Source organism: Streptomyces sp. PA03-1a (assembly GCF_033792805.1).
Classification (GTDB): Bacteria; Actinomycetota; Actinomycetes; order Streptomycetales; family Streptomycetaceae; genus Actinacidiphila.
The window spans coordinates 1-26,182 of record NZ_JARAVO010000078.1 but is presented as its reverse complement, the minus strand read 5'-3'; the positions used below and the strand labels follow the sequence as shown (position 1 = coordinate 26,182).

Annotated in this window: 20 protein-coding genes and 1 tRNA gene; 10 read left to right on the top strand and 11 right to left on the bottom strand. The window is 70.7% G+C overall.

Translation table 11 applies throughout. From position 1 onward, the window contains the following. Window positions 1-232: 232 nt before the first annotated feature. Both PV341_RS19205 and PV341_RS19200 read left to right on the top strand, forming a co-directional pair. A complete protein-coding gene (locus PV341_RS19205) occupies window positions 233-3,217 on the top strand; it encodes an FG-GAP-like repeat-containing protein (protein WP_500322526.1) in 2,985 nt (994 codons plus the stop codon). Between the two features lie 69 nt (window positions 3,218-3,286). After that, window positions 3,287-4,095, top strand: a protein-coding gene (locus PV341_RS19200) for an IS5 family transposase (RefSeq protein ID WP_500358509.1) whose coding sequence is annotated in 2 segments (ribosomal slippage) — window positions 3,287-3,626 and window positions 3,626-4,095 — 810 coding nt in all. Because the reading frame shifts where the segments join, the coding sequence is not laid out codon by codon here. A gap of 261 nt (window positions 4,096-4,356) precedes the next feature. On the opposite strand, the gene PV341_RS19195 is transcribed toward PV341_RS19200, so the two are convergent. Further along, a complete protein-coding gene (locus PV341_RS19195) occupies window positions 4,357-4,797 on the bottom strand; it encodes a hypothetical protein (protein WP_500322528.1) in 441 nt (146 codons plus the stop codon). Window positions 4,798-5,135: 338 nt separating this feature from the next. Beyond that, the gene (locus PV341_RS19190) at window positions 5,136-5,879 is read right to left on the bottom strand and encodes a hypothetical protein (protein ID WP_500358497.1); all 744 of its coding nucleotides are present in this window, start codon (window positions 5,877-5,879) and stop codon (window positions 5,136-5,138) included. Between the two features lie 489 nt (window positions 5,880-6,368). On the opposite strand from PV341_RS19190, the gene PV341_RS19185 reads away from it, so the two are divergent. Further along, window positions 6,369-6,506 (top strand): hypothetical protein, encoded by a 138-nt coding sequence (locus tag PV341_RS19185; RefSeq protein ID WP_500358495.1) that lies wholly within the window; start codon window positions 6,369-6,371, stop codon window positions 6,504-6,506. Here the strand turns inward: PV341_RS19185 and PV341_RS19180 are convergent. Next, a tRNA-Gly gene (locus PV341_RS19180) sits at window positions 6,472-6,545 on the bottom strand. The genes PV341_RS19185 and PV341_RS19180 overlap by 35 nt on opposite strands. Window positions 6,546-7,045: 500 nt before the next feature. On the opposite strand from PV341_RS19180, the gene dcd reads away from it, so the two are divergent. Both dcd and PV341_RS19170 read left to right on the top strand, forming a co-directional pair. Continuing rightward, window positions 7,046-7,621 (top strand): dCTP deaminase, encoded by a 576-nt coding sequence (gene dcd, locus PV341_RS19175; RefSeq protein ID WP_499512697.1) that lies wholly within the window; start codon window positions 7,046-7,048, stop codon window positions 7,619-7,621. Window positions 7,622-7,625: 4 nt separating this feature from the next. After that, window positions 7,626-8,138, top strand: a complete 513-nt coding sequence (locus PV341_RS19170; protein ID WP_500358494.1) for a phosphoribosyltransferase — start codon at window positions 7,626-7,628, stop codon at window positions 8,136-8,138. Window positions 8,139-8,683: 545 nt separating this feature from the next. Here PV341_RS19170 and PV341_RS19165 read toward each other — a convergent pair. The 4 genes from PV341_RS19165 to PV341_RS19150 all read right to left on the bottom strand — a co-directional run bounded on the left by PV341_RS19165 (window position 8,684) and on the right by PV341_RS19150 (window position 14,326). Continuing rightward, entirely contained in the window at window positions 8,684-9,547 is an 864-nt protein-coding gene (locus PV341_RS19165) for a Yip1 family protein (protein ID WP_500322537.1), read from the bottom strand. A gap of 130 nt (window positions 9,548-9,677) precedes the next feature. Beyond that, window positions 9,678-11,114, bottom strand: coding sequence for an FG-GAP-like repeat-containing protein (locus PV341_RS19160; protein ID WP_500358493.1), 1,437 nt, complete (start codon window positions 11,112-11,114; stop codon window positions 9,678-9,680). A gap of 64 nt (window positions 11,115-11,178) precedes the next feature. Next, the gene (locus PV341_RS19155) at window positions 11,179-12,645 is read right to left on the bottom strand and encodes an FG-GAP and VCBS repeat-containing protein (protein ID WP_500322539.1); all 1,467 of its coding nucleotides are present in this window, start codon (window positions 12,643-12,645) and stop codon (window positions 11,179-11,181) included. Between the two features lie 199 nt (window positions 12,646-12,844). Continuing rightward, window positions 12,845-14,326: an FG-GAP-like repeat-containing protein gene (locus PV341_RS19150; RefSeq protein WP_500358491.1), complete on the bottom strand. Its 1,482-nt coding sequence runs from the start codon at window positions 14,324-14,326 to the stop codon at window positions 12,845-12,847. 188 nt (window positions 14,327-14,514) lie between these two features. Here PV341_RS19150 and PV341_RS19145 point away from each other — a divergent pair, with 188 nt between their 5' ends. Further along, window positions 14,515-15,315, top strand: coding sequence for a thioredoxin domain-containing protein (locus tag PV341_RS19145; RefSeq protein WP_500358490.1), 801 nt, complete (start codon window positions 14,515-14,517; stop codon window positions 15,313-15,315). 108 nt (window positions 15,316-15,423) lie between these two features. Here PV341_RS19145 and PV341_RS19140 read toward each other — a convergent pair whose 3' ends face one another. Then, window positions 15,424-17,691, bottom strand: a complete 2,268-nt coding sequence (locus PV341_RS19140) for a (Fe-S)-binding protein (RefSeq protein WP_500358488.1) — start codon at window positions 17,689-17,691, stop codon at window positions 15,424-15,426. Window positions 17,692-18,007: 316 nt separating this feature from the next. On the opposite strand from PV341_RS19140, the gene dnaK reads away from it, so the two are divergent. The 4 genes from dnaK to PV341_RS19120 are packed head-to-tail and all read left to right on the top strand — an operon-like array spanning window position 18,008 to window position 22,198. After that, window positions 18,008-19,849 carry a molecular chaperone DnaK gene (gene dnaK / locus PV341_RS19135; RefSeq protein WP_500322545.1) on the top strand — a complete coding sequence of 614 codons (1,842 nt, stop codon included), beginning with the start codon at window positions 18,008-18,010 and terminating at the stop codon, window positions 19,847-19,849. Then, on the top strand, window positions 19,846-20,517 hold the full coding sequence (grpE, locus tag PV341_RS19130) for a nucleotide exchange factor GrpE (protein ID WP_499512673.1): 672 nt from the start codon (window positions 19,846-19,848) through the stop codon (window positions 20,515-20,517). Before dnaK ends, grpE begins: the two co-directional genes overlap by 4 nt. A 33-nt stretch (window positions 20,518-20,550) precedes the next feature. Then, window positions 20,551-21,729 (top strand): molecular chaperone DnaJ, encoded by a 1,179-nt coding sequence (gene dnaJ, locus PV341_RS19125; protein ID WP_500322547.1) that lies wholly within the window; start codon window positions 20,551-20,553, stop codon window positions 21,727-21,729. 4 nt (window positions 21,730-21,733) lie between these two features. Further along, the gene (locus PV341_RS19120; protein WP_361789985.1) at window positions 21,734-22,198 is read left to right on the top strand and encodes a heat shock protein transcriptional repressor HspR; all 465 of its coding nucleotides are present in this window, start codon (window positions 21,734-21,736) and stop codon (window positions 22,196-22,198) included. Between the two features lie 28 nt (window positions 22,199-22,226). Here the strand turns inward: PV341_RS19120 and PV341_RS19115 are convergent, their stop codons facing one another. The 3 genes from PV341_RS19115 to PV341_RS19105 all read right to left on the bottom strand — a co-directional run bounded on the left by PV341_RS19115 (window position 22,227) and on the right by PV341_RS19105 (window position 26,011). Beyond that, entirely contained in the window at window positions 22,227-22,769 is a 543-nt protein-coding gene (locus PV341_RS19115) for a PIN domain-containing protein (protein WP_500322549.1), read from the bottom strand. After that, a complete protein-coding gene (locus PV341_RS19110) occupies window positions 22,766-23,923 on the bottom strand; it encodes an ImmA/IrrE family metallo-endopeptidase (RefSeq protein WP_500322551.1) in 1,158 nt (385 codons plus the stop codon). The genes PV341_RS19115 and PV341_RS19110 overlap by 4 nt, the downstream gene beginning before the upstream one ends. A 66-nt stretch (window positions 23,924-23,989) precedes the next feature. Continuing rightward, entirely contained in the window at window positions 23,990-26,011 is a 2,022-nt protein-coding gene (locus tag PV341_RS19105; protein ID WP_500358486.1) for a PA14 domain-containing protein, read from the bottom strand. Between the last annotated feature and the right edge of the window lie 171 nt (window positions 26,012-26,182).

The window sequence follows — 26,182 nt, the reverse complement described above, 5'->3', positions numbered from 1 at the left end:
GCGGGGGACGCCGGGATTGGCCGGCTTGCTTGCTGCGAGTGCTGAGGACCGAGCCGATTCCCCCGCCTGTTCCCAGGTCCGTTCGCGTCAGGGGTGGAATCAAGTGGCCAGACGTGTCCTCCTCCGCAGTGCCGTCACGACGGTCGTGTCGCTGTCGCTGGCTGTCGGTCCTGCCTCCTGGGTCGCGTCGGCCGATGCAGGAACGTTCACTGCGGCCACGATTCCCGCGACCATGCGCGTCACACCGGGCTCCGGCTCCGTGGTGAGCGTCGGGCCTTCCGGGTTCCTGCACAGCGCCACCACCACGAGCGGTCCCTCCGGATTGGAGTGGACGGGCGCGGACGGCTCGACCCGAAAGCTTGAAGGCACGCATCTGTACGACCCCGTGGAGTACTACGGAGCGGCATCGGACGTCGTGGCGCTGCCGCCCAGCGGTGGCACGGGCGACGTACTGCTGCGGAACATGGTCACCGACGAGACCACGACGGTCACAGTCCCCGCAGGTCAGCTGTACAGCAGGGTGATCGGGACCACGGTGGTGACCAAGGGCGGAGCCGGTGCCGACGGGTACTGGACCGAGTTTCATCTGCTGAGCGATGAGAACGGGACCACGGTGGACCGCCGTGTGACAGGCCTTCCGGAGGGTGCCTCCGTCACCGCTGTCGGCCGGGCCGGCGTCCATGGGTTCCTCTCATTTCTGAACGTCCCCGGCGAGGACGTCGGACAGTACGCCTGGATCGATCTCCGCACCGCGGAAGCCACGTTTCTGCCGTACGGCACGGTCTATGGGAATTCCGTGGTGACCGCCCTTCACCTGGTCACCCCCCAGGCCGATGGCGTGCGGATCTATGAGCAGGGCCGGTTCGACACCCCCGTGCGCGAGGTTCAGATCGGTCTCAAGGACGCGAAGGTTCTCGGCGTCGTCGGCGACTCGCTGATCGTGGGCCGCTATGACGCTTCGCTCGGTCAGAAGGCGTCCGGAGCGTCCATCTGGAAGGTCGTGGCCGTCCCCTTCGACGGTTCCGGCGAGCGGACGCTTCTCGCCCGTGCGGTGGCGGACCGTGTTGCCGTCCGGCCGGACGGCGGCGTTCAACTCGTCGGCGGCCAGTCCGCGGAGGACTACGGCTACCAGGACATCACCGCCGGGGCGGACGGCGTACCGTACGCGGCTCGTGTGCTCGGCATCCCGCCGGTCCCGATGGCGCTCCAGCGGCTGACGCTGGATCACAACACCCTCACAACACTGGAGTTCGGTGACGGGGGCACCTTCGTATACGACCGCCCCCTCACCGAAACCGCGCCCGGATACGGCGAGCGCGTGCGGATCGGCGGCCTGCCGGCCCCGTACAACAAGTGCAGCGTCGCCTGGGGGCTGTGCCCCGAGCTGTATCCCACCGGGGACGGCCGGACCGTGTACCGCGGGACAGTGAGCGTGGACAGCGGCTGGCAGCCCAAGCTGTTCGTCGTGGGCAAGGGCGGGACGTTCCCCGGAACGCCGATCGAAACGGGCATCCAGGATTCCTTCGACGATTCCCCGGACCAGATGAGGATCGTGGGGGCATCCGAAAACCTGGTGCTGGTCGAAGGGAGACCTGCCGGCGGCAGCCGGGAACTCCGGGTCGTGGACATCGACTCCGGCAAGGTCGTGCACACGGAGCCGTACCAGAGGGGTGCGATCTGGGGGACCACTCTGTGGTCCTCGGCTCCGGGCGGCAAGGTCACGGCCAAGGACGCGCGCACCGGGGCCTCGCTGACGTCCTTCACGGTGAACAGCGGGTGCTCCTCGATGGTCGACCTGCAGGCCGTCGGCCGGTGGCTGTACTGGACGTGCAACGTGAGCATCGCTCCGTACGCCGCGGGCGGCGTCTACGACCTCCAGTCCAGGAAGAACATTCCGCTTCCCTCCACCGCGCAGGCCTACCTCGGCGACGGTGTCGTCGCCGTCCGGGGCGGGCAGGGGCTGGCTGTCTACGGCCTGCAGACCGGGACGGCCGTCCAGCGGTGGTCAACCGACGCCGCGGGGCTTGTGGCGCTCGACCCTCGCAGCGGTGACCTTGCGTACTCCACGCTGGACCAGGCTGTCCACGTCCTGCACACCGGGCGGCCCCAGGCGGCCCTGGTTTCTCCCTACCGGAACGTCACCGCGCGGGTGGAGACGGACGTGACCCCGGTCTCCTGGCGCGGTGAGTGGTGGCTTTCCGAGCCGACGGCTTCCTGGAAGGTGGAGATACGCCACGAGGCCACGGGCCGCGTGATGGCCACGCGCAGTGGCGGACCGGCCGAGTACTCGATCGCGACGACCTGGAACGGCCGGGACACGGCAGGCGGACTGCTTCCCAACGGCTCGTACACCTGGACGCTGACGGCTCAGCCGGCGGACGGGCAGGGAGCGGCCTTGGTCCAGTCCGGCACGGTCCGGTTGACGGGTGGCACGGCGGTATGGCGGGACCACGCCGGCGGCTCGGCGCTGCCCGACGGTGTCGGCGACCTCCTGACGATGAACTCCTCGGGCGCGCTGACGTTCCAGCAGGGCACGGGCAAGGGCACGTTCTCGGGGAAGGTCAGCGGCAGCGGCTGGGCGACCAGCATCCGTCCGGTGCCCGTCGGGGACCTGAGCGGTGACCGCTGCAACGACGTCCTGGTCCGGCTGAGCAGCGGTACCCTCCGCCTGTACAGGCCGGCGTGTGGGGCGGCGCTCAAGCCGACGACCCCGTACACGACGCTGGGCACGGGCTGGAACCAGTACGACGTCCTGACCTCCCCCGGTGACGTCACCAAGGACGGCCGCCCCGACCTGATCGCCCGCAACGCCTCGACCGGGGCGGTGTACCTGTACAAGGGCGTGAGCGGTGGCAAACTTGCCGCGCGCGTGAAGCTGGTCGACAACTGGAAGACGTACAAGAAGGTCGTCGGGGCCGGGGATCTGAACGGTGACGGGATCGGCGATCTCGTCACGCAGGACAAGTCGAACAACCTGTACCGGTACTTCGGCAAGGGCAACGGCACCTTCGCCACCCGCGCGAAGATCGCCACCGGCTGGGGGGCCTCGTACAACGCGGTCGTCGGCGTCGGGGACATCACCGGCGACGGAAAGGCCGATCTGGTCGCCCGGGACACCGCCGGGAATCTCTACCGGCAAACCGGCTACGGCAACGGATCCTTCGCCGCACGCGTGAAGATCGCCACCGGCTGGCAGGGCTACAAGGGCATTTTCTAACTGATCGTTTCAGAATGAGATCGGCGTGTCGGCTGGCAGTCAATGATCTTCATCGGCAGGGTCTGCGGAGTGTCCGATGATCTTGTCCCTGATGACTTGTGGAAGCGCATAGCGCCGCTGCTGCCGCAGCAGCCCGCGCGAAGGCACCGGCACCCAGGCCGGCTTCGGGTGCCTGACCGCGTTGCGCTGGCGGGCATCATCTACGTGCTGCGCAAAGGTGTGGCTTGGCGGGACGTACCCGCACAGGTGGTGGGCTGCTCGGGCGTGACCGCCTGGCGTCGCCTGCGGGACTGGACCGAAGCCGGTGTCTGGCCCCGGTTGCACGCGGAACTCCTTGCCGAACTACGCAAGACGGGCTTGCTGGAGATGGACGACTGCGCGATCGACGGCTCCCATGTCAGGGCCCTCAAAGGGGGGACCATGTCGGGCCGTCGCCGGTCGATCGAGCCCGCCCCGGCTCCAAGCACCACCTGATCGTCGACTGCCGCGGCACCCCGTTGGCGGTGTCCGTGACCGGCGGGAACCGGCATGACGTGACGCAGCTGATCCCGCTGCTGGACGCGATTCCCCGAATACGGGGAGTTCGGGGACGTCCGCGCAGCAAGCCCAAGCGCCTGTTCGCGGACCGCGGCTACGACTACGACAAGTACCGCCGGCTGCTGTGGAAGCGAGGCATCAAGCCCCTCATCGCCCGCCGTGGCGTCGCCCACGGCTCCGGCCTGGGCAAGACTCGCTGGGTCGTCGAGCGCACCTTCGCCTGGCTCCATCAGTTCAAACGACTGCGGATCCGCTACGAACGCCGCGCCGACCTCCACCAGGGCCTCCTGGAACTCGCCTGCAGCATCATCTGCCTCCGACGACTCCGACCTTCATTCTGAAACGATCAGTAAAGCGCCAACGCGGGGCGAGGGACCAGGTTGGGGAGTGCATCCCGGACCTGGTCCCTTGTCTTTGGAGCGGGTGACGGGGATTCGAACCGGCGCTCTGAGCCTGGGAATCACCGGGCGAATCGAGCCGGAGGGACTGCTGACCTGCGCAAAGCGCGTACAGCCGGTCGCCGGAGAGATGCTGCCGTGACCGCGACTGACCGCTGTTCTCCCCACTTTCTGGCACGCATCTGGCACGGCTCCAGACCGTCGTCACCAAGCCGGTCGTGGATCTTGGCGTTCCGTCGAGAGTTTTGTGGGAACAGTGCTGCCCACGTCCGTTCGCCACAGATACCCCGGGCTCGGTGAGTAGTCGTCGGTCGGCGGTGCTGGGGGGTAGAACCTTTGAGTTCGCGGGAGCGGTACCTCGACCAGTCTGCCATCGTGGATCATCCACAGGCCGAAGCAGTCGTCCTCCTCGTCATGGATCAGTACCTGCACGTTGCCCGGGTTGGCCCAAGGAAGCGACTCCAGGTGCTTGAGCAGTCCGGAGCGCGTCCAATTTCTGTAGAACTCGATGACCCATCCACCGGCGAACAGGCCGAGCGGCTTGAATTCACCCTTCCAGCTGCGCGACCCGTCCGAGCGGGTCAGCGGTTCCATGACCTCGTCCTCGTACGTTGCCAGCACGATGACCTGCGCAATTCTGCTCATGCCGGCATATCACCGCACGCCGCACGGCAACGGCAACCCATTTCGGACTGGAAGGAGCCGCCCCGTCTGCGGCGACGCCACGCACGCCGGAAAGGGACCATGCCGCAAGCCTGGCCGAGGTTGGTCATAGCGACCCCCGCTTTAGGAGCGAGGTGGGGCGGCCCTTGTCCTGACCTGGGGTTCCAGGCCCTGGGTGGAGTCCGGCAGCACGCACCCTGGCGCACTTCTATTCCCCGTGGGACCCCGCTCGTTCTGGGACGGATGTGGCACGCGAGACCTTGGGTTGGTGTGTCTCTTACCTGCTGCCATGGTCTGCAGGTGTGCCGTGCGCGTATCGGTCAGAAGGGAGGTTCGAGATCACCGCGGCCATCGCTGTGCGGCCCCCGGTCCTCGGCCTCCTCCGAAAGAGGCTCCGGGCCGGGCGGATGGTGGCCCCATGTTTTGAGGGCCCTCCACGCGACGCGCCGGTTGGGCTCGTAGCTGCTGGTGTCCAGGATGCGGTGCGCGTGCCCGGCGAGGTGATCACGGTGCTCGGCGAGCGCGGGGTGTTCGGCGAGGATGAGCGCGGCCATGACGGCGGCTTCGCGCACGTTCTTGTGGCTGTCCTGCAGGAAGGGCGCGACGGCCCGGTAGAGCATCGGACGCAACTCCCGGAAGGCCGCCACGGTGGTGTCCGGGGCGAAGCCTGGCCAGTACTCCTCGTTGCGGGCGACGATCTCGTCGGAGGCGTCGTGAAGCGTGGAAGCCAGCCAGCCCAACAACGTCGCGCGGATGGGGATGTCGCGATAGGGCCGTCGCGTCATGGCCGCCGGGTGGGTGAGGATGGCAGCGACGTACATGGCGGCGGGGGCGGTGGCTTCGTAAATGGTGTTCTGGTGGCCGACCAGCTCACCCAGCTCCTGCAAAGCCGTGACCTGGACCTTGGGATCGGGCTCCAAAAGTTGCGTCAGAACCTTAGGAAGGTCCTCACCGGACCCGAAAGCCGTCTGGAGCGAACCCCAGTTGGTTTCCGCCAGGACAACCTGGTAGGGCGGCAAGTCAGGCTCGCGGGGTGCCCCGGCATTGGAACGACTGTGGGTCACAGGCCAAATCTAGACCAGACTTCTGACACCATCCCCTTCCGGGTCAGTCCCTCGGTCTGCGGTCCGGCCATAGGCCGCTGCTGCGCGTGTGGCATGTCACCAGTTTGGAAGACGTCGTATGCGGATGGCCGCTGACCTGGCGACTCTGGCGCCGCCGTTCCCCGCGAGTCCCCGCTGCGTCCCCCTGGCAGGCCGGGTGGGATCTGCTGCGCTTCGCTCTCGTATGCGAGTTCCGGCGTTAGGCGATCGCCGGTCGGCGAGTCCTGGCCAGGGGTTCGGGGACTCGGTGACCGGAGAACTGGATGAGGCCGCGGACCGCTTCGCGGGCCAGGTGGGGGGAGTGGACTTGTTCGGGAGCCAGGGTTTCGGCTTCGAGGAGTGCGGCTGTGGCCTCGCCGACGTGCCGCTGCTGCGCGTGCGCTCGCGCCACGGACCTGGATCGGCAAAGAGAGGTCGCAGAGGGTCTGGACCGCTTGGTCCGGGAGCGGCGTGAAGCAACGAATCACGCAGCATCTGGCACGGATCTGGCACGAGACGCTTGATCCGGTCTGGAATCAAAGAAGCCCCGGGCTGCTTGCCTGGGGCTTTCTGCTGGAGCGGGTGACGGGAATCGAACCCGCGCTCTGAGCTTGGGAAGCTCATGTTCTACCATTAAACTACACCCGCGTAAGACACCTGTTGAGGCATCTGACCTCGCACACTGTACCCCATGCCCGGCCCCGGACGCATACCTCCGGGGCCTTCGTGTTGCCTCCGGAATGGCGTGCGTGGGGAGGCGCGGGAGGCGTACGGTGAGGGGGACCCGGGGTGCCTGAGTGGGCGGAGTGCCGCGTGAGGCGGGGGTGGGTTCATCCCCTAATGTGGCTTTCGTCGTTGAGGTACCGGGGAGAAGGGGAGCGATGGATCGCACCGTCGTTCGTTGTGCCGAAGGGCACGTTTTCAGCACCGCCACGTTCCCGATGCAGAACCTGGGCGCCGGAAGGCTCGGCCCCGGGCGCTTGATCAGGTGTCCGCGGTGTGCGCGGCTGCGGAGCGCCGTCCCCGTGGCGGCTGACAGCGGCAAGTAGCCGCGCAGGTCCGGACACGCAGGTCGGACGTGACGCGGGGGCTCCGGGCCGGGTCGGCTCGATTCGGCCCGGAGCCCGGTCCCCGCGTAACCTGCTTGCGTGCTTCTCTCTGACAAGGACATCCGGACCGAGATCGACAACGGGCGGGTCGGGATCGACCCGTACGAGCCGTCGATGGTGCAGCCGTCGAGCATCGACGTCCGGCTGGACCGCTTCTTCCGGGTGTTCGAGAACCACCGGTACCCGCACATCGACCCGGCCGTCGAGCAGCCGGACCTGACGCGGCTGGTGGAGCCGGAGGGGGACGACGCGTTCATCCTCCACCCCGGGGAGTTCGTGCTGGCCTCGACGTACGAGGTGATCTCCCTGCCGGACGACATCGCCTCGCGCCTGGAGGGCAAGTCGAGCCTCGGCCGGCTGGGGCTGCTGACGCACTCGACGGCGGGCTTCATCGACCCCGGTTTCTCGGGGCACGTGACGCTGGAGCTGTCGAACGTTGCCACCCTGCCGATCAAGCTCTGGCCGGGCATGAAGATCGGGCAGCTGTGCCTCTTCCGCCTGACCTCGTCGGCGGAGTTCCCGTACGGCTCGGACAAGTACGGCTCGCGGTACCAGGGGCAGCGGGGGCCGACGCCGTCGCGTTCCTACCTCAACTTCCACCGGACGAAGGTCTGAGCGCATGAGCGGGCCGGCGCGGGAGAACCTGACGTACGAGGCCTTCGGGCAGGCGGTGCGGGACCTGGCGCAGACGATCGCCGACGACGGCTTCGAGCCGGACCTCGTGCTGTCGATCGCCCGCGGCGGGGTGTTCGTGGCGGGCGGGCTCGCGTACGCGCTCGACTGCAAGAACATCCACCTGGTGAACGTCGAGTTCTACACCGGGGTCGGGACGACGCTGGAGATGCCGGTGATGCTGGCCCCGGTGCCGAACGCGATCGACTTCTCCGACAAGAAGGTGCTGATCGCGGACGACGTCGCCGACACGGGCAAGACGCTCAAGCTCGTCCGCGACTTCTGCGCCGACCACGTCGCCGAGGTGCGCAGCGCGGTGATCTACGAGAAGTCGCACTCGCTCGTGAAGTGCGACTACGTCTGGCGGCGCACCGAGGACTGGATCAACTTCCCCTGGAGCGTCCTGCCTCCGGTGCGCGGGGCGGGAGAGCCGATCACCCCGTCGAGGGATGCGCTCTGATCCATGCCGCGCCGCGCCTGCACTTCGTGGCCGGGTCCTTCGTGAACTTCCGGGACCACGCGTTCCAGGACGCCGGCGGGCACGCGTTCCGCTGGGTCTCCCACAAGGCGTTCCGTTTCCCGCCCGGGGCGGGTGACCGGGAGTTGCCGGGGCGCTGATCGCCCACGAGCAGTTCCGCTACGACTACGCGGGGGAGGCGACGTCGAGCCGGACGGCACGCGCCACGGCTCGTACCGGCTCGAACGCATCGGCCCGGACGCCTACCGACCGGTGGCCCCCGCTGACGCGATCCGGACGCTTCGGGGCCGGGTCGCCCGGTACGACAGGGTCCCCGCGTCCCCGGAAGCTGTGCTCGAGGAGCGGGTGTACCGCGTGATCGGCCCCGGGACCGGCTGCCACCGCCTGGCCGACCCGGGCAGGGACGCGTTCCACGACTGGGGCGGTGTGCACTGTGACTTCCACGCTTACGCGTAAGGGGCGCCACTCCTGGAGTGGCGCCCCTTACCCGTGGTTCCGGTTCCCCGTGCCGGGGTGGCGGGCGGGCCTCAGATCACCGGGAGCTTGAAGAGCACCAGCAGCGCGATCAGCTGGATCGACGCCGCGCCCAGGGCCTTGGGCCACGGGAGGTCGTGGGACTTGGAGACCATGGAGGTCAGCAGGGCGGCGCAGCCGATCCAGGTGGCCCAGCCGAGGAACTGGACGAAGCTGTTGGCGCTGCCCAGGAAGACGGCGAAGACCAGGCGCGGGGCGTCGGTCAGCGAGGTGACGAGCATCGCCAGGCCGATGGTGGGCGCCCAGGCGCCGTCGCCGCCGAGCTGGCGGGCGAGGGCGTTGGTGACGGCGCCGAGCATCAGGCCGCAGAGGATGACGGCGATGGCCGTGCACACCACCCAGGGGACGCTGTTGGACAGGGTGGCGTCGAGCACGTCCTCGCGGGCGGTGTCGAAGCCGAAGACGGCGAGCAGCCCGTAGAGGAAGGTGACGATCAGGGCGGGGCCCCACACCTGGTAGTCGCGCATCTGCCAGAAGGTGGCGGACGGGCGCATGACGATCCCGCTCAGCAGCTGCTTCCAGCCGAGCCGGGGGCCGGCCGGGGGCGCCATGGTGTGGCCCGCGCGGTAGGTGGACACCTGGTCCGGGTGCTGCGGGGACTGCGCTTCGTAGGGGTCGTAGGCGTCGGGCGCGTCGCCGATGGAGAAGGCGCGGGTGTGCCCGGGGTTGTTGTCGTACGAGGGCGCCGGCGCCGCGGAGCCGCCGAAGTACTCGGGCTCACCCTCGGCGGCCGGTGTGAAGCCGTGGTGGGGCTGCTGCCCGCCCGGCGAGGTGTTCTGCTGCGGGTAGCCGCCGTACTGCTGATGCGGGTGCTGCACGTCCCCGTCCCGTCCGCGTCCGTTCCTGAATCCAGCCACGCCTCGAACGTACCCGTTCACGGGGGCGGAGGGCGGTGCCCCCCGCCCCCGGAGGGGCATTGCTGCCAAGCTGTGACAGATTCCAGGCCCGCGCGGGCGGCCCGTGCGGGCGGCCCGGACCGACCCCGGATCAGCCCAGGATGTCGCCCAGGTTGGGGGCGCCGCTGGTGGAGACGCCGAGGGCGGTGGGGCTGAAGGTGCCCACCGTGGAGGTGCTGATGCCGCCGGAGGTGCCGCGCAGCTGCCACAGGGCGCCGTTGCCCGTGTTCTTGCCGGGGGCGGCGACGGTGAGGTCGGCGTGCCGGTCGCCGTCGACGTCCTTGAGGAGGACGGTCCAGCCGAAGCGGTCGACGGCCTCACTGGAGCCGGGGACGCCGGGGGTGCCCTGGTTGAGCGAGAGCGCGCCCGAGGTCATGACCCCGACCGGCGCTCCGCGCAGGACGAGGGCGGCGCCGGCCGCGGTGACCTTGCCGATCGTCTCGTCGCTGACGCCGACGACCAGGTCGGCGCGTCCGTCGCCGTCGACGTCGCCGGTGGCCACGGACTCCCCGAAGGCGTCCCCGTACTCGTCCTCGCCCGGTATCCCCGGAGTGGCCTGGGTGAGGGTCTGGGAGGGCTGTACGGAGACGCCCTCCGGGCCGCCGAGGTGGATGTGGACCGCGCCGCCGCCGAAGGCGTCGTTGATGTTGCCGGGGTCGCCGACGACGAGGTCGTCGCGGCCGTCGCCGTTGAGGTCGCCGGTGGCCACGGGCCGCGCGAAGGCGTCCCCGCCGGCCAGGGTGACGGGATGGCCGAGCCCGGAGGCTGCACCGCGGTAGGTGACCACGGTGGGCTGTGCGGTCGTGGTGCCGATGCCGTGGACGACGAGGTCGGCGACATGGTCCCCGTCCAGGTCTCCGGAGGTCAGGGTGATGGGCAGGTAGCCGTCCTTCTTGAGCGGGACCTTCAGCGCGTAGCGGGCCGTGGCCGTGGATGCCTTGGAGAAGCCGCCCTTCAGGACCCAGACGTCGGTGCCCTTGCCGGACACCGCCAGGTCGGGCTTGCCGTCGCCGCTGAAGTCCGCGACGGCGAGCGACCACCCGAAGCGGTCGTGGGCCGTGGGCGCCGGGTCGGCGACCGTGGTGGCCCCGGACAGGCCGGAGCGGCTGCCCCAGACGACGGTCACGGAGCCTGCGTCGGTGTCGCTGCCGACGTCCTCCCCGGGGCTGCCGACGACGAGGTCGGCGTAACCGTCGCCGTTGAGGTCGCCGGATGCCACCGAGTCCCCGAAGGCGTCGCCCTTCTCGGCCGTGCCCGGGACGCCGGCGGAGTTCTGGGTGACGACGGTCCGCCGGCCGGCGGACAGGCCCTTGGCGGAGCCGTACACGACGGCGATGGCCCCGGCGCCCGCGTGGCCGCCGACGTGGGCCTGGCCCGCGGCGGCGACGACGTCGCGGTAGCCGTCGCCGTTGAAGTCGTCGGAGTACCGGGCGGGGGCGGCGTACGCCTGGGGCGCGCCGGCGGTGAGGGGGACGAGACCGCCGGCGAGCAGGAGCGCGGCGGCCGCGGCGAGGCGGGGGTGGTGCATGAGTGGGGGTTCCTTCGTGCCGGGCGGCCGCCTCCCTGGCGGGGAGGTGGCCGCCGGTGGTGGGTCAGTTGCCGAAGTTGGCGCCGAACAGGGGGCTTCCGGAGGTGGAGACGCCCACGGTGCTGGGGGCGATCGACAGCGCCCCGCTGATGCTGATCTTGGTGCCGTCGGAGCGCAGGGCGGTGACGGCGCCGTTGCCGCCGTTCTCGCCGTAGGTGGTGACGGTCAGGTCGGCCTTGCCGTCGCCGTTGACGTCGTCGAGGTGGAGCTCGCCGCCGAACTGGTCGTACTTCTCGTCCGAGCCCGGCACGCCCGCGGTGTTCTGCGTGAAGTACTGGTAGCCGGCCGTGGTGTTGAGCCCGGTCGGCGAGCCGTACAGGAGGGTGACCGAGCCGGCGTCGACGACCCCGTTCAGGTCCTCGCCCGCGGAACCGACGGCGAGGTCCTGGAAGCCGTCGCCGTTGACGTCGCCGAGGTGGAGCTCGCTGCCGAAGGCGTCGCCCTGCTCGGAGCCGCCAGGGATGTTGCCGCTGTCCTGGGTGATGGACGTGGCGCTGCCGGGGCCGGTGGCGGTGCCGTAGACGACCTTGACGGTGCCGCCCTTGACGGCGCCGGGGACGCTGGGCTCGCCGCCCGTGCCCGGGTCCCAGCTGACGCCGATGACGATGTCGCCGTGGCCGTCGCCGTTGACGTCGCCGATGCCGGTGATGACGCCGCCCTGGAGCTTGACGGCGCGCGAGGCGACGAGGCCGGAGGCGGAGCCGGGGAGGTAGTAGTTGGCGTTCCAGCCGTAGTCGCTGGTGGTCTCGTAGCCGTCGACGATCAGGTCGCTCATGCCGTCGCCGTTGACCTCGCCCGCGGTGAGGTTGAGCGGTCCGGTGTCGCCGCCGGACTGGATCGGGGGCTTGACCGTGTAGCGGCCGCCGGAGGTGCCGCTCTTGGTGATGCCGCCCTTGTAGACGTAGACGGTGCTGGCGGAGGAGCCGACCGCGAGGTCGTCCTTGCCGTCGCCGTCGAAGTCGGCGGCCGCGAGGGAGCGGCCCCAGCGGTCGTGGCTGCTGGGCGCGGGGTCGGCGAGGGTGGTGCCCCCGGTGAGGCCCTTGGAGGAGCCCCACAGGATGGTGACCATGCCGCCGTCGACGTCGCTGCCGAGGTCCTCGGAGGCGGCGGCGACGGCCAGGTCGCTGAAGCCGTCGCTGTTGAAGTCGCCGACGGCGGTCATCCAGCCGAAGCCGTCGCCCTTCTCGGCACCGCCGGGGACGCCGGAGGTGTTCTGGCTGATGACGCTGCGCCGGGCGGCGGTGAGGCCGTTGGAGGAGCCGTAGAGGGCGACGACCTGGCCGGCGCCCTTCAGGCCGCTCACGTAGGCGTTGCCGGCGGAGAAGGCGACGTCGGCGTAGCCGTCGCCGTTGAAGTCCGCCTTGTGGCCGGTGCCGGTGGCGGAGGCGGGGCTCGCCGCGAGGGCGAGGAGGCCGCTGGTGAGCGCGGCGGCTGCGGTCGCCGCGAGGGCGACCCGGGTGCGCTTGTGCATGCGGGTGTACTCCTGTGCATGCGGGGATGCCCGTGGGCATCCGCAGTCTGTGGAGGGGCCGCCGCGCCCGTTCACCCGGTGTTCAGCCGGATGGCGGACGCGGTTGGCACAACTCAGACCCGCGACCACCCCAAACAGTTGCGTGAGAGGCGCAAATCTTTTCGAGTGACCTGTGGGACGTCCGCGCCGCGCACCGGCTTCAGGAGCAGAGCGTCGCCCCGAAGGCCAGGCCGCCGGTCGGCCGGGGCAGCCCGAGAGCGGCCGCGGTGAAGGTGGCCGAACCGGTGGCGGTGATGCCGGAGGCGGTGCCGCGGAAGGTCCACACGCGGCCGCTGTTCGCGTCCTCGCCGGGGGCGGCGACGGAGAGGTCGGCGCGGCCGTCGCGGTTCAGGTCGCGCAGCAGGAGCCCGCATCCGGAGGTGCCGCCGAAGCCGTCGCCGCGCTCGTTGCCGCCGGGCACGCCCGCCGAGTCCTGGTGGAGGGCCCGGGCCCCGGTGGCGGTCAGGCCGGAGGGGGAGCCGGGCAGGACGGTGACGCTGCCCGCGTCGGCCACCGTGCCGACGTCCTCGCCGGGCACCCCGACCGCGAGGTCCGCGCGGCCGTCACCGGTGAGGTCCGCCGCCGCCAGGGCCGCCCCGAAGCGGTCGCCGGCCTCGTCGCTGCCGGGTACGCCCACCGTGTCCTGGGCGAAGTCCACCGGGGGCCGTGTGGCGGCCGGGCCCTGGGCGCTGCCGTACAGGACGCGCACGATGCCGCCGGCACGGGTGGGCAGCGGGTGCTCGGGCACCCACGGCTCCTCGGTGTCGTGGATGCCGAAGCCCGCGCCGCCGACGGCGACGTCCGCGCGGCCGTCCCCGTCGAAGTCGCCGACCGCCAGGGCCTCGCCCGTGGTCTCGCCGTACCAGGACGGCGCCCGGACGAGGCCGGCCTCGGTGCCGCGCAGATAGGCGGTGCCGCCGCCGTCGAGGCCGTTGTACGCCACGGCCGCGTCCGTCCTGCCGTCGCCGTCGATGTCGCCGACCGCGAGGCGGATGCGCCCGACGAAGTGCGGGATGCCGTCGTCGGTGACGGTGGTGAGGGCGGCCGGTGCCCGGCCGGGGGCGAACGGGCCGAGGGCGACGGAGAGGCCCCCGCTCTCGTCGCCCCGGTTGCCGGTGACGATGTCGAGCCGCCCGTCGCCGTTGACGTCCGCCGCGGCCAGGCCGGCGAAGCCCGTGCCCTTGTAGGCGCCCGAGCCGGGCAGGGACGTGCCGCGCGTGAAGCCGGAGGAGCCGCCCCACAGGATGGTGATGCGGCCGGTGTCCTCCAGGGCGGACGCGTTCTCGCCCGGTGCGACGACGATCAGGTCCGCGTACCCGTTCCTGTCGAGGTCGCCGCTGGCCAGGCGGGCCCCGAACCGGTCGCCGGTCTCGGAGGAACCGGGGATGCCCGCGGTGGACTGGCTCACGGTGCGGCGGGCGGAGGTGCGGGGGCCGGCGGCCGACCCGGGGACCACGGCGACGTACCCGGCGGCCGTCTTGCCGCCCGCGGTCCCTCCCGGCACGCCGATCGCCAGGTCGGGGTAGCCGTCGCCGTTGAAGTCGTACGGCTTGGCGGGCGTGGCGGCCACGGCCGTCTGGGAGGGCAGGGCGAGGCAGGCTGCCGTCGCGGTGAGGGCGAGGGCGAGGACGCGAACGCGCACGGTGGCTCCCATCGGTGCGGAACAGGTGCCTGTGTGACGGGCCGGGTGGACGAAAGGTTGTGTCCGGGTGCACTCGGGGCGGACACCCGCGCGGGGGGATGCCGGCGGCCCGGTCGCGCGGTTGGGCATACGGCCCGGTGAAGCCCTACCGTTCGGGGCGGAACGGATCCGAAGGGACGGAAGTGCCGATGGTTGTCAGGGCCGTACGGAATGCCGCGCGCGGGACCGCGCGCACCTCAGCGCGTGCCGCGGTGGGCGCGGGGTTGCTGACCCTCGCGGTGACGGGGTGCGGGCTGCTGACGACCGACTCCGGTTCGCCGGACGCGCCGGCCGCGGCGAGCTCCCCCGCCGCCTCGTCCGCCGTGGGCGGCGTGCCGGTGAAGCCGGACCCCGCGGTGCTGGCCGCCCTGCCGGCCCGTCTGGAGGCGGACGGGACGACGATCACGGTGGGCGACCCGGCGGCGCCGAAGACCGTCCACATCTACGAGGACCCGCGCTGCCCGATCTGCAAGGCGTTCGAGACGGCCGCCGGGCCGCAGCTGGCGGCGCTGGCGAAGGCCGGTGAGGTCAAACTGCAGTACACCCTGGCCTCGTTCCTGGACGAGAACCTCAAGGGCAGCGGCTCGAAGAAGGCCGCGGGCGCCCTGCGCGCGTCCGTCGAGGCGGGTACCGGGGCCTTCGCGACCTACCACGAGCTGCTCTACGCCAACCAGCCGCAGGAGCAGGTGGACGGGTTCACCGACGCGTACCTGCTGGAGCTCGCCGGACGGGTGGAGGGGCTGCGCGGTGCGGCCTTCGACACGGCGGTGCGCAAGCAGTCGTACGGGGACTTCGTGACCGCCTCCGAGGAGGCCTTCGTCAAGAGCGGGGCCACGGGCACCCCGTACGTGAAGATCGACGGCACGGCGGTGTCTCAGGCCGACCTGCAGAAGCTGTTCGACCCCGCGTCCTTCGCCGCGCTGCTGCGGCAGTCCGGCATCGGCGGCTGAGGGCGTCGGGGAGCGGGAAGAGCGCAAGAACGCCGGTGGGCGCGTACGGGATCCGTACGCGCCCACCGGCGTTCCCAGGCCGGTCCGCGGACCGGCCTGCTCCACGTGCTACTTCGCGGGCTCCGGCTGCGGCTCGCTCGCCGTCTCCTGCTCGCCGTCGGGGTCGAGCGGGGTCCTGACCGAGTCCAGCAGCAGCTGGGAGACGTCGACGACCTGCAGCGACTCCTTGGCCTTGCCCTCGTTCTTCCTGCCGTTGACGGAGTCGGAGAGCATCACCAGGCAGAACGGGCAGGCGGTGGAGACGATGTCGGGGTTGAGGGACAGCGCCTCGTCCACGCGCTCGTTGTTGATGCGCTTGCCGATCCGCTCCTCCATCCACATGCGGGCGCCGCCGGCGCCGCAGCAGAAGCCGCGCTCCTTGTGGCGGTGCATCTCCTCGTTCCGCAGGCCCGGCACCTTGGCGATGATCTCGCGCGGCGGCGTGTAGACCTTGTTGTGGCGGCCCAGGTAGCAGGGGTCGTGGTAGGTGATGATGCCCTCGACCGGGGTGACGGGTACGAGCTTGCCCTCGTCGACCAGGTGCTGCAGCAGCTGGGTGTGGTGGATGACCTCGTACTCGCCGCCGAGCTGCGGATACTCGTTCGCCAGGGTGTTGAAGCAGTGCGGGCAGGTGGCGACGATCTTCTTCTGCGCCTTCGGCTTCCTGGTCGACTCGTCCTCGTCGTCCTCGCCGAAGGCCATGTTCAGCATGGCGACGTTCTCGGCGCCGAGCTGCTGGAAGAGGAACTCGTTGCCCAGGCGGCGGGCGGAGTCACCGGTGCAGTTCTCCTCGCCGCCCATGATCGCGAACTTGACGCCCGCGATGTTCAGCAGCTCGGCGAAGGCCTTGGTGGTCTTCTTGGCGCGGTCCTCCAGGGAGCCGGCGCAGCCGACCCAGTACAGGTACTCCACCTCGGTGAGGTCCTCGATGTCCTCGCCCACGACGGGGACCTCGAAGTCGACCTCCTTGACCCAGGCGAGCCGCTGCTTCTTGGGCAGGCCCCAGGGGTTGCCCTTCTTCTCCAGGTTCTTGAGCATCGTGCCCGCCTCGGACGGGAACGAGGACTCGATCATGACCTGGTAGCGGCGCATGTCGACGATGTGGTCGATGTGCTCGATGTCCACCGGGCACTGCTCGACGCAGGCGCCGCAGGTGGTGCAGGACCACAGGACGTCCGGGTCGATGACGCCGTTCTCCTCGGCGGTGCCGATCAGCGGGCGCTCGGCCTCCGCGAGGGCCGGCGCGGGGACGTCCTTGAGCTGCTCCTCGGAGGCCCTCTCCTCGCCCTCCACGGTCTTGCCGCCGCCGGCGAGCAGGTAAGGCGCCTTGGCGTGCGCGTGGTCGCGCAGCGACATGATCAGCAGCTTCGGGGAGAGCGGCTTGCCGGTGTTCCAGGCGGGGCACTGCGACTGGCAGCGGCCGCACTCGGTGCAGGTGGAGAAGTCGAGGATGCCCTTCCAGGAGAACTGCTCCACCTGGCTGACGCCGAAGACGTCGTCCTCGCCCGGGTCCTCGAAGTCGATCGGCTTGCCGCCGGAGGCCATGGGCAGCAGGGCGCCGAGCGCCACGGCGCCGTCGGCGTTCCGCTTGAACCAGATGTTCGGGAAGGCCAGGAAGCGGTGCCAGGCGACGCCCATGTCGGTCTTGAGGGCGACCGTGATCATCCAGATGAAGGAGGTCCCGATCTTGATCATCGCGGTCAGGTAGACCAGGTTCTGCAGCGTGCCGACGCTCAGCCCCTTGAAGGCCGCGACCAGCGGGTACGAGGCGAAGTAGGCGGCCTCGTAGCCGTGCACCTCCGCCAGGGCGCCCTCCAGGCCGCGCAGCGTCATGATCGCGAGGCCGATGATGAGGATGACGGACTCGACGAAGTAGGCCTGGCCGGTGTTGGAGCCCGCGAAGCGGGACTTGCGGCCCGCCCGGCCCGGCCGGGACAGCTGGCGGATCACGATGAGCGTGAGGATGCCGAGCGTGGTCATCAGGCCGATGAACTCGACGAACACCTCGTACGGCAGCCAGTGGCCGATGACCGGCAGCATCCAGTCGGCCTGGAAGAGCTGGCCGAAGGCGTTCACCAGGGTGAGCACGAGGGAGAAGAAGCCGACGGCGACGAACCAGTGGGCGACGCCGACGACGCCCCAGCGGTTCATCCGGGTGTGGCCGAGGAACTCCCGGACCACCGTGACGGTGCGTGCGCGCCAGTCGTCCGTACGGGTGTCCGCGGGGACGTCCTGGCCCAGTCGTACGAACCGGTAGATCTGGGCGATGGCGCGGCTGAACAGCGCAACGCCGACCACGGCGAGTACCAGCGACACGATGATCGCGGCGAGTTGCATGAGGGGGCTCCTCGGACCTGCGAGAGCGGAGGCTCGGGGCTGACGCCCGGCTGCCTACTAAGCAGTAACTTATTCGGTTCTCCTGAGACTACCCAGTATCGGCGCACGTGCGCAGCCGTGCCGCCGGTGATCTGTGTCGCTGAGGCGTGCCTTCCCTTGACGCCGGGGCGGTCCGGCGGTCGCTGGTCGTGGCCGTCCGTGCGCGGAGGGCTGGCCCATAAGTTGAGTCGCCACGACTCAGGTCTGTTGACAGCGTGAGAGCTGTGAGGCACCCTTGAGCCAGTTCCACTCAAGTAGGCAGCTGGAGGATTCCACCATGGCACGTGCGGTCGGCATCGACCTGGGCACGACTAACTCCGTCGTCAGCGTTCTCGAAGGCGGCGAGCCCACCGTCATCACCAACGCCGAGGGTGCCAGGACCACGCCGTCCGTCGTCGCCTTCGCCAAGAACGGCGAGGTGCTCGTCGGCGAGGTCGCCAAGCGCCAGGCCGTGACCAACGTCGACAGGACCGTCCGGTCGGTCAAGCGCCACATGGGCACCGACTGGAAGATCAACCTGGACGGCAAGGACTTCAACCCGCAGCAGATGAGCGCCTTCATCCTGCAGAAGCTGAAGCGGGACGCGGAGGCCTACCTCGGCGAGAAGGTCACCGACGCGGTCATCACGGTCCCGGCGTACTTCAACGACTCCGAGCGCCAGGCGACCAAGGAGGCCGGCGAAATCGCGGGCCTGAACGTCCTGCGCATCGTCAACGAGCCCACGGCCGCCGCCCTGGCGTACGGCCTGGACAAGGACGACCAGACCATCCTCGTCTTCGACCTCGGTGGCGGCACCTTCGACGTCTCGCTGCTGGAGATCGGCGACGGCGTCGTCGAGGTGAAGGCCACCAACGGCGACAACCACCTCGGTGGTGACGACTGGGACCAGCGCATCGTCGACTACCTGGTGAAGCAGTTCGCCTCGGGTCACGGCGTGGACCTGTCCAAGGACAAGATGGCGCTGCAGCGTCTGCGCGAGGCCGCCGAGAAGGCGAAGATCGAGCTGTCCTCGTCCACCGAGACCTCGATCAACCTGCCCTACATCACGGCCTCCGCCGAGGGCCCGCTGCACCTGGACGAGAAGCTCACCCGCGCCCAGTTCCAGCAGCTGTCCCAGGACCTGCTGGAGCGCTGCAAGATCCCGTTCCACAACGTGATCAAGGACGCGGGCATCCAGCTCTCCGAGATCGACCACGTCGTCCTCGTCGGCGGCTCGACCCGTATGCCCGCCGTCGCCGAGCTCGTCAAGGAGCTGACCGGCGGTCAGGACGCCAACAAGGGTGTCAACCCGGACGAGGTCGTCGCCATCGGCGCCGCCCTCCAGGCCGGTGTCCTCAAGGGCGAGGTCAAGGACGTCCTGCTCCTCGACGTCACCCCGCTGTCCCTCGGCATCGAGACCAAGGGCGGCATCATGACCAAGCTGATCGAGCGCAACACCACGATCCCGACCAAGCGCTCGGAGATCTTCACCACGGCCGAGGACAACCAGCCGTCGGTGCAGATCCAGGTCTACCAGGGCGAGCGCGAGATCGCGGCGTACAACAAGAAGCTCGGCATGTTCGAGCTGACCGGTCTGCCGCCGGCCCCGCGCGGCATCCCGCAGATCGAGGTCGCCTTCGACATCGACGCCAACGGCATCATGCACGTCTCCGCCAAGGACCTCGGTACCGGCAAGGAGCAGCGCATGACCGTCACCGGTGGCTCCGCGCTGCCGAAGGACGACATCGACCGCATGATGCGCGAGGCCGAGCAGTACGCGGAGGAGGACCACAAGCGCCGCGAGTCCGCCGAGACCCGCAACCAGGCCGAGCAGCTGGTCTACCAGACCGAGAAGTTCCTCAAGGACAACGAGGACAAGGTCCCCGGTGACGTCAAGACCGAGGTCGAGGCCGCCGTCGCGGACCTGAAGGAGAAGCTGAAGGGCGAGGACTCCGCCGCCATCCGCGAGGCGACCGAGAAGGTCGCCGCCACCTCGCAGAAGCTGGGCCAGGCGCTGTACGCCAACGCCCAGGCCGAGGGCGGCGCGGCCGGTGCGGCGGGCGGTGCCCAGCCCCAGGCCGACGACGACGTCGTCGACGCAGAGATCGTCGACGAGGACAAGAAGGACGGTGCCGCGTGACGGAGGAGACCCCGGGCTTCGAGCAGGAGCCTGACGTCCCCTCTGCCGAGGCCGGTTCCACCTCGCCGGGGGACTCCCCCGGCGAGGCGGGGCCCGGCGCCGGGTCCGCCGACCAGGCGGGCCCGGCGGCCCCGGCCGGGGACGCGAACGCCAACGTCGCTCTGCAGGCGCAGCTGGACCAGGTGCGCACGGCGCTCGGTGAGCGCACGGCGGACCTCCAGCGGCTCCAGGCGGAGTACCAGAACTACCGCCGCCGGGTGGAGCGGGACCGGATCGCGGTCCGCGAGATCGCGATCGCGAACCTGCTGACCGAGCTGCTCCCGGTGCTCGACGACATCGGCCGCGCCCGGGACCACAAGGAGCTGGTCGGCGGGTTCAAGTCGGTCGGCGAGTCCCTGGAGACGGTCGTCGCCAAGATGGGGCTGCAGCAGTTCGGCAAGGAGGGCGAGCCCTTCGACCCGCTGGTGCACGAGGCCCTGATGCACAGTTACTCGCCGGACGTCACGCAGACGACCTGCGTGCAGATCCTGCAGCCCGGGTATCGCATCGGTGAACGCACCATCCGCCCCGCGCGGGTGGCCGTCGCCGAGCCCCAGCCGGGCTCGCAGGGCACGCAGAAGAACGACGACACGGCGGACGAGGAGAACGGTGGCCCCGAACAGGGCTGACGTGGGTAGCGCACGGAAGGAGGGACGCCGGGGATGAGCATCAGCAGGGACTTGTTCGAGAAGGATCTCTACAAGGTCCTCGGCGTCCCGAAGGACGCCACCGAGGCGGAGATCAAGAAGGCGTACCGGAAGCTCGCCCGCGAGTTCCACCCGGACGCCAACAAGGGCGACGCCAAGGCCGAGGAGCGCTTCAAGGAGATCTCCGAGGCCAACGACGTCCTGTCGGACCCCAAGCGCCGCAAGGAGTACGACGAGGGCCGCGCCCTCTTCGGCAACGGCGGCTTCCGCACCGGCCCGGCCGGCCCGGGCGGGTTCGGCTTCGACCTCGGTGACCTCTTCGGCGGCGGCCCCGGCGGCACCACCACCCAGGGTGGCGGTTTCGGCGGCGGCCTCGGGGACGTGTTCGGCGGTCTGTTCAACCGCGGCGCCGGTACGACCCGTACGCAGCCGCGGCGCGGCCAGGACATCGAGACCGAGGTGACGCTGAAGTTCACCGAGGCGGTGGACGGCGCCACCGTGCCGCTGAAGATGACCAGCCAGGCCCCCTGCAAGGCCTGCTCCGGCACCGGCGACAAGAACGGCACGCCCCGGGTGTGCCCCACCTGCGTCGGCACCGGCCAGGTCTCGCGCGGCGGCAGCGGCAGCTTCTCGCTCACCGACCCGTGCACGGACTGCAAGGGCCGCGGCCTGATCGCGCAGGACCCCTGCGAGGTCTGCAGCGGCAGCGGCCGGGCCCGTTCGGCGCGCACCATGCAGGTGCGCATCCCGGCGGGTGTCATCGACGGGCAGCGCATCCGGCTGCGCGGCAAGGGCGCGCCGGGCGAGCGCGGCGGCCCGGGCGGCGACCTGTACGTCACCGTGCACGTCGACGCGCACCCGGTGTTCGGACGCAAGGGCGACAACCTCACCGTCACCGTGCCCGTCACCTTCGTGGAGGCGGCGCTGGGCGGGGAGATCAAGGTGCCGACGCTCGGCGGTCCCGCCGTGACCCTCAAGCTGCCCCCCGGCACGCCCAACGGGCGTACGCTGCGGGCCCGCGGCAAGGGCGCGGTCCGCAAGGACGGCACCCGCGGGGACCTGCTGGTCACGATCGAGGTCGCGGTCCCGGCGACCACCGAGGGCAAGGCGCTGGACGCCCTGGAGGCCTACCGGGAGGCGACCGCGGACGACGACCCGCGGGCAGAGCTGTTCGATGCCGCGAAGGGAGTCTGAGCCGATGAACACGAGCGGCGGCATGCGTGGCGGTCGGGGCCGCAACCCGTACGAGCTGACCGACGAGTCCCCCGTCTACGTCATCTCGGTGGCGGCCCAGCTCTCCGGGCTGCACCCGCAGACCCTGCGCCAGTACGACCGCCTCGGCCTGGTCTCGCCCGACCGTACGGCCGGGCGAGGCCGCCGCTATTCGGCTCGTGACATCGAACTCCTGCGCGAGGTCCAGCGCCTCTCCCAGGACGAGGGCATCAACCTGGCCGGGATCAAGCGCATCATCGAACTGGAGAACCAGGTGGCGGCCCTGCAGTCGCGGGTCGCCGAGCTCTCCGCGGCCCTGGAGGGCGCGGCGGCCGCCATGCAGCAGCGTGAGGCCGCCGTCCACGCCTCGTACCGGCGTGACCTGGTGCCCTACCAGGACGTCCAGCAGACCTCCGCGCTGGTGGTGTGGCGGCCCAAGCGGCCGGAGTGACCGGCCGCCGCTCACGTGACGACACGGCCTAGGCCAGTAGGTCCGCGGGGCCGCGCGAGACGCGGTGCAGATGGCGCCCCGAGGCGACCATCGCCTCCAGCAGTCGGTGGCCCTCCGCGGCGGGGACGAGCCCCCCGGCGCACGCCTCCCGTACGAGGTCGAAGGTCTCCTTGGTGGTGATGCCCCGCCGGCGCGCGAAGTCGCGGGCCGAGCGGTCGTCGGTGATCCAGACCGAGCCCCGGAACTCACGGCGTCGGGTGATCAGCACGCACGTCTCGGCCTCGCCGAGGTGCTTGGTCGGCAGGTGGGACGAGCCGCCGAAGACCGCCCGGCGCAGCCGGTCGACCTCCCGCAGTTCGGCGCCGTCGCTGATCTCCACGGGCTCGCCGAGCCACCCGGCCTCCGCCAGTCCGGCCAGCCGCGGCAGGAACCGCGCGGAACGGCCCGCTTCCCAGGCCACGGCCTGGGTCCAGCGGCCGCGGCCGTCCAGCACCTTCTCCAGCAGGAGCAGCCGGTCGACGGCCGCGAAGTTGCACAGGACGGTGTTGTCGGGGAACCACCACGTGGTCATGGCTGGAAGACCGGATCCCCTTCTTCCGCGTCCTGTTGCTCGATGCCGTTGCCCGGGGGCGGTTCGGGCGCGAGGAGGTCGTGCAGCCGTTCCACGTCGGTGCCCAGCAGCGCGGCCAGCGGACGCAGGGTCGTCTCCCCCGCCAGGTAGGCCTTGTACAACTCCGAGGCGACACGGGGCGGGAAGCGCTCCGCCGAGGCCCGCGAGGCCTGCTTCTGGTAGTCGTCGCCGGCGCCCGCGAGCAGGTGGCAGGCCTCGGTGGTGAGGGCGCGCAGCTGTTTGCGGCGTGCCACGTCGATGAGTCCCAGCTGGTGCAGCCTGGCCGCCAGCGCGCTCGGCGACACCCGGAAGCGCACGACGAGCCGCTCGAAGCCGGCGTCCGAGAGCCCGCCCTCCGCCGTCGCGGCCTGCGTCAACTCCCGTGTGGGCATCAGCAGATGCGACGCGAAGACGTTGGCCCTGACCTCGGCCAGGTCCTTCTGCCGGCCGGGGGCGACCCGGGACTCCACGACCACGCTCCGCGCGTCCCGGGCGAGGATGTGGCAGAGCTCGTGGGCCAGGGTGAAGCGCTGCCGCGTCCACAGGTCGGTGGGCGCGAGGAGGACGAGGCGGAAGGAGCCGGCCTGCCACGCCAGGCCGTCCACACCCTGGGGAAGCCCGGTGATGGCGACGTCCACCCCGAAGCGGTCCTCCATCGCCGCGATCAGCTCGTCCGTGTCCGTCCCCGCGGCCGGCAGCAGCTCCAGCACCTCGGCCGCCAGCCGCTCGCCCTGCGCCGCGTACCGCTCCGGCGCCGGGTCGACCTCGGGCACGGCGGGCAACTCCTTTGTGCGGCCCAGCAGCTCCAGCACCTCGAAGGCGTCGGCGAACCGCGCCGCGACCTCCTGCGCCCCCACCGGGTCGGCGGTGGTGTCGCCCCGCGTACGGGCCGCGAGCGCGGGGCGCAGCGGCTCGTTGCCGGTCAGCAGCCAGTCCACGCTCGTGCCGCCCGCCTCCGCGATCAGCGCCAGGTCGAGCGAGGTGAAACGGCGGACCCCGCTCAGCGACTTCGACAGCTTGTCGGGCGTGAGCCCGACCGACCGGGCGAAGGCGGCCTGGGTCATCGCCGCCGCGTCCATCACGGTGCGTACGCGTTCGATGACGAACGGATCCATGTCTACAGAGTAGGGCGGGCCTTGCGATAATCGCAAGGCCCGCCCTTTTCCGCTTGTCCTAGGACCTCATGGCGTCCGGATCGCGTAGCCCCCGCCGGGCAGCGACTCCGTTCCGTCCGCGTACACGGCGCGCACCCAGTAGAAGTGGGTGGTGCCGCGGGCGGCGGTGGTGTCGGTCCAGGCGGTGGCGGTGACCGGCTCCGAGGTGAGGCTCTCGTAGCGGCCGGTGTCGCGGTCCCAGCGGTAGACGAGGTAACCGACGGCGTCGGCCACGTCCTCCCATCCCAGCCGCACGCCGTCGCCGACGCCGGCGGCTGTCAAGCGGACCGGGGAGCCCTCGGGGGTCTCCATGGACGGGGTGAGGTCGAGCTCCGTGAACTCCACCACATTGGCGTCGTGGTCCAGGAGGAAGAAGGAGTTGCCCGAGATGTCCTGGGCGTCGACGAAGTAGCAGCCCTTCTCGCCGTCGGGCAGCCGCTCGGCGAGGTACTCGGTGGTGCCCGGGCTCAGCCACTCGACCACGTGGACGTCGTAGCAGGCCCGCTCCTCCTCGTCCTCGTACAGCTCACCGCGGTAGACCGCGTAACGGGCCAGGTCCGGCTCGGTGTTGGGGTCCCAGTGCAGGCGCACCCCGTACTCGGTCGGCACGACGGTCAGGCCGGCGACCTTGGCCGGGGGCTCCTCGTCGCCGGGGAGGGTGACAGCGGCCTCGCCGGAGAGGGGTGACTCGAGCCCGTCGGCGGTCTGGGTGACGGCGTAGTGGTACGTCACGCCGCGCCGCAGGGATTCCTTGTCGGTGCAGCTGAACCGGGCGGTGTCCCCGCCGAGTTCGCCCTCCCCGCTGATGGCGCAGTCCAGGGCGGTCGCGGTGGACGGGTCCACCGGCGAGGTGGTCGAGCGGTACACCGTGTACGACCCGACGGCCTGCTCCCTGGGCAGGCTCCAGGTCACCTTGATGCCGATGATGCTCTCGGAGGAGACCGCTGCCACGTCGCGGGGCGCGTCCGGCCGGATCGCCAGCGGGGCCGCACTCGCGGCCGCCGACCTGCCGGAGAGGTTCGTGGCGGCGTCCATCGCGATGACCGTGTAGAAGTACTGCGTCCTGGTGGCGACCTTGGTGTCCGTGTACGACGGGGCGGCAACGGTGTCGAGGAGCGCCCACGGGCCGGCCGCCGACGTGCCCCGGTACACCTGGTACGCCGACGTGTCCGCGTTCGGGCTCCAGGTGAGCGCGTAGCCCCTGCCGTCGGCGGTCACCGCGGCCTTCAGGCCGGTCGGCGTGGCCGGGGCCTGTTCGTCGATCGACGTGACGGTGACCGCGGCCGACATCGCGGAGGCGTTGCCCGCCTTGTCGACCGAGGTGACCGCGTAGGAGTACTTCGCCCCCGTGGCGGCCGGCAGGTCGCGGTAGGACGGCGTGGTCACGAGCGCGCTGCCGCCGATCCGTGCCCAGGCGCCGGTGCCGGTGCGCCGGTAGACCCGGTAACCGGCCAGGTCCATCTCGGCGTTCCTGGTCCATGCGAGCGTGAAAGCGTGGCCGCTGGCCGGGGCCTTGAGGCCGGTGGGTGCCAGCGGCTTCGTCTTGTCCACCGACGCCGACGTGCGCGGCGCGTACGTGAACTTGACGTTGGCGCTGCCCTTGAAGGCGGCGAAGTCGACGCGGAGGGTGTGCCTGCCCTTGGGGACGGTGAGGTTGAGCGTCTTGCTCCGGGTGGTGGAGACGTCCTTCCAGAGGTCGATCTTGCGGGTGCCGTCGACGTAGACGCGGATGCCGTCGCGGGCGGCGGCGGTGAACGTGAAGGGGCCGCCGGAGCCGAAGTCGCGGGTCAGGCTCCAGCGGACGCCGAAGTTGTCCTTCGGCAGGGTGACGCCGGCGGGATCGCCGGTGCCGTAGTTCTCGTTGATCGAGGTGTCGCAGGCGGTCTTCTTCGGGGTGCCCTTGAACGTGGTGTTCGCGTAGTACGACGCGAGCCACACCCCGGTGGAGCAGGTGGTCGCCGCGTGGGCGGCGCCGACCGGCAGCGCGAGGCCCGCGGCGGTCGTTGCGAGCGCGAGCGCGGTGGCGCGGGCGCGTATGGATTTGGTCAAAGATCCCTCCCTGAGGAGTGAGATCCTGGCAGGCCCCGAACACCCGTGCCAAGTCGGTTCGGTTGCTCGTGATCAGGCCGTGCCGTCCCGGTCCCGCGTCCGCCGAAGGGGTGGCCTCCCGTGGCGGGGCGGGCGTGTGGGGCGCGTGGTGGGGAAGACGGTCCCTATGCC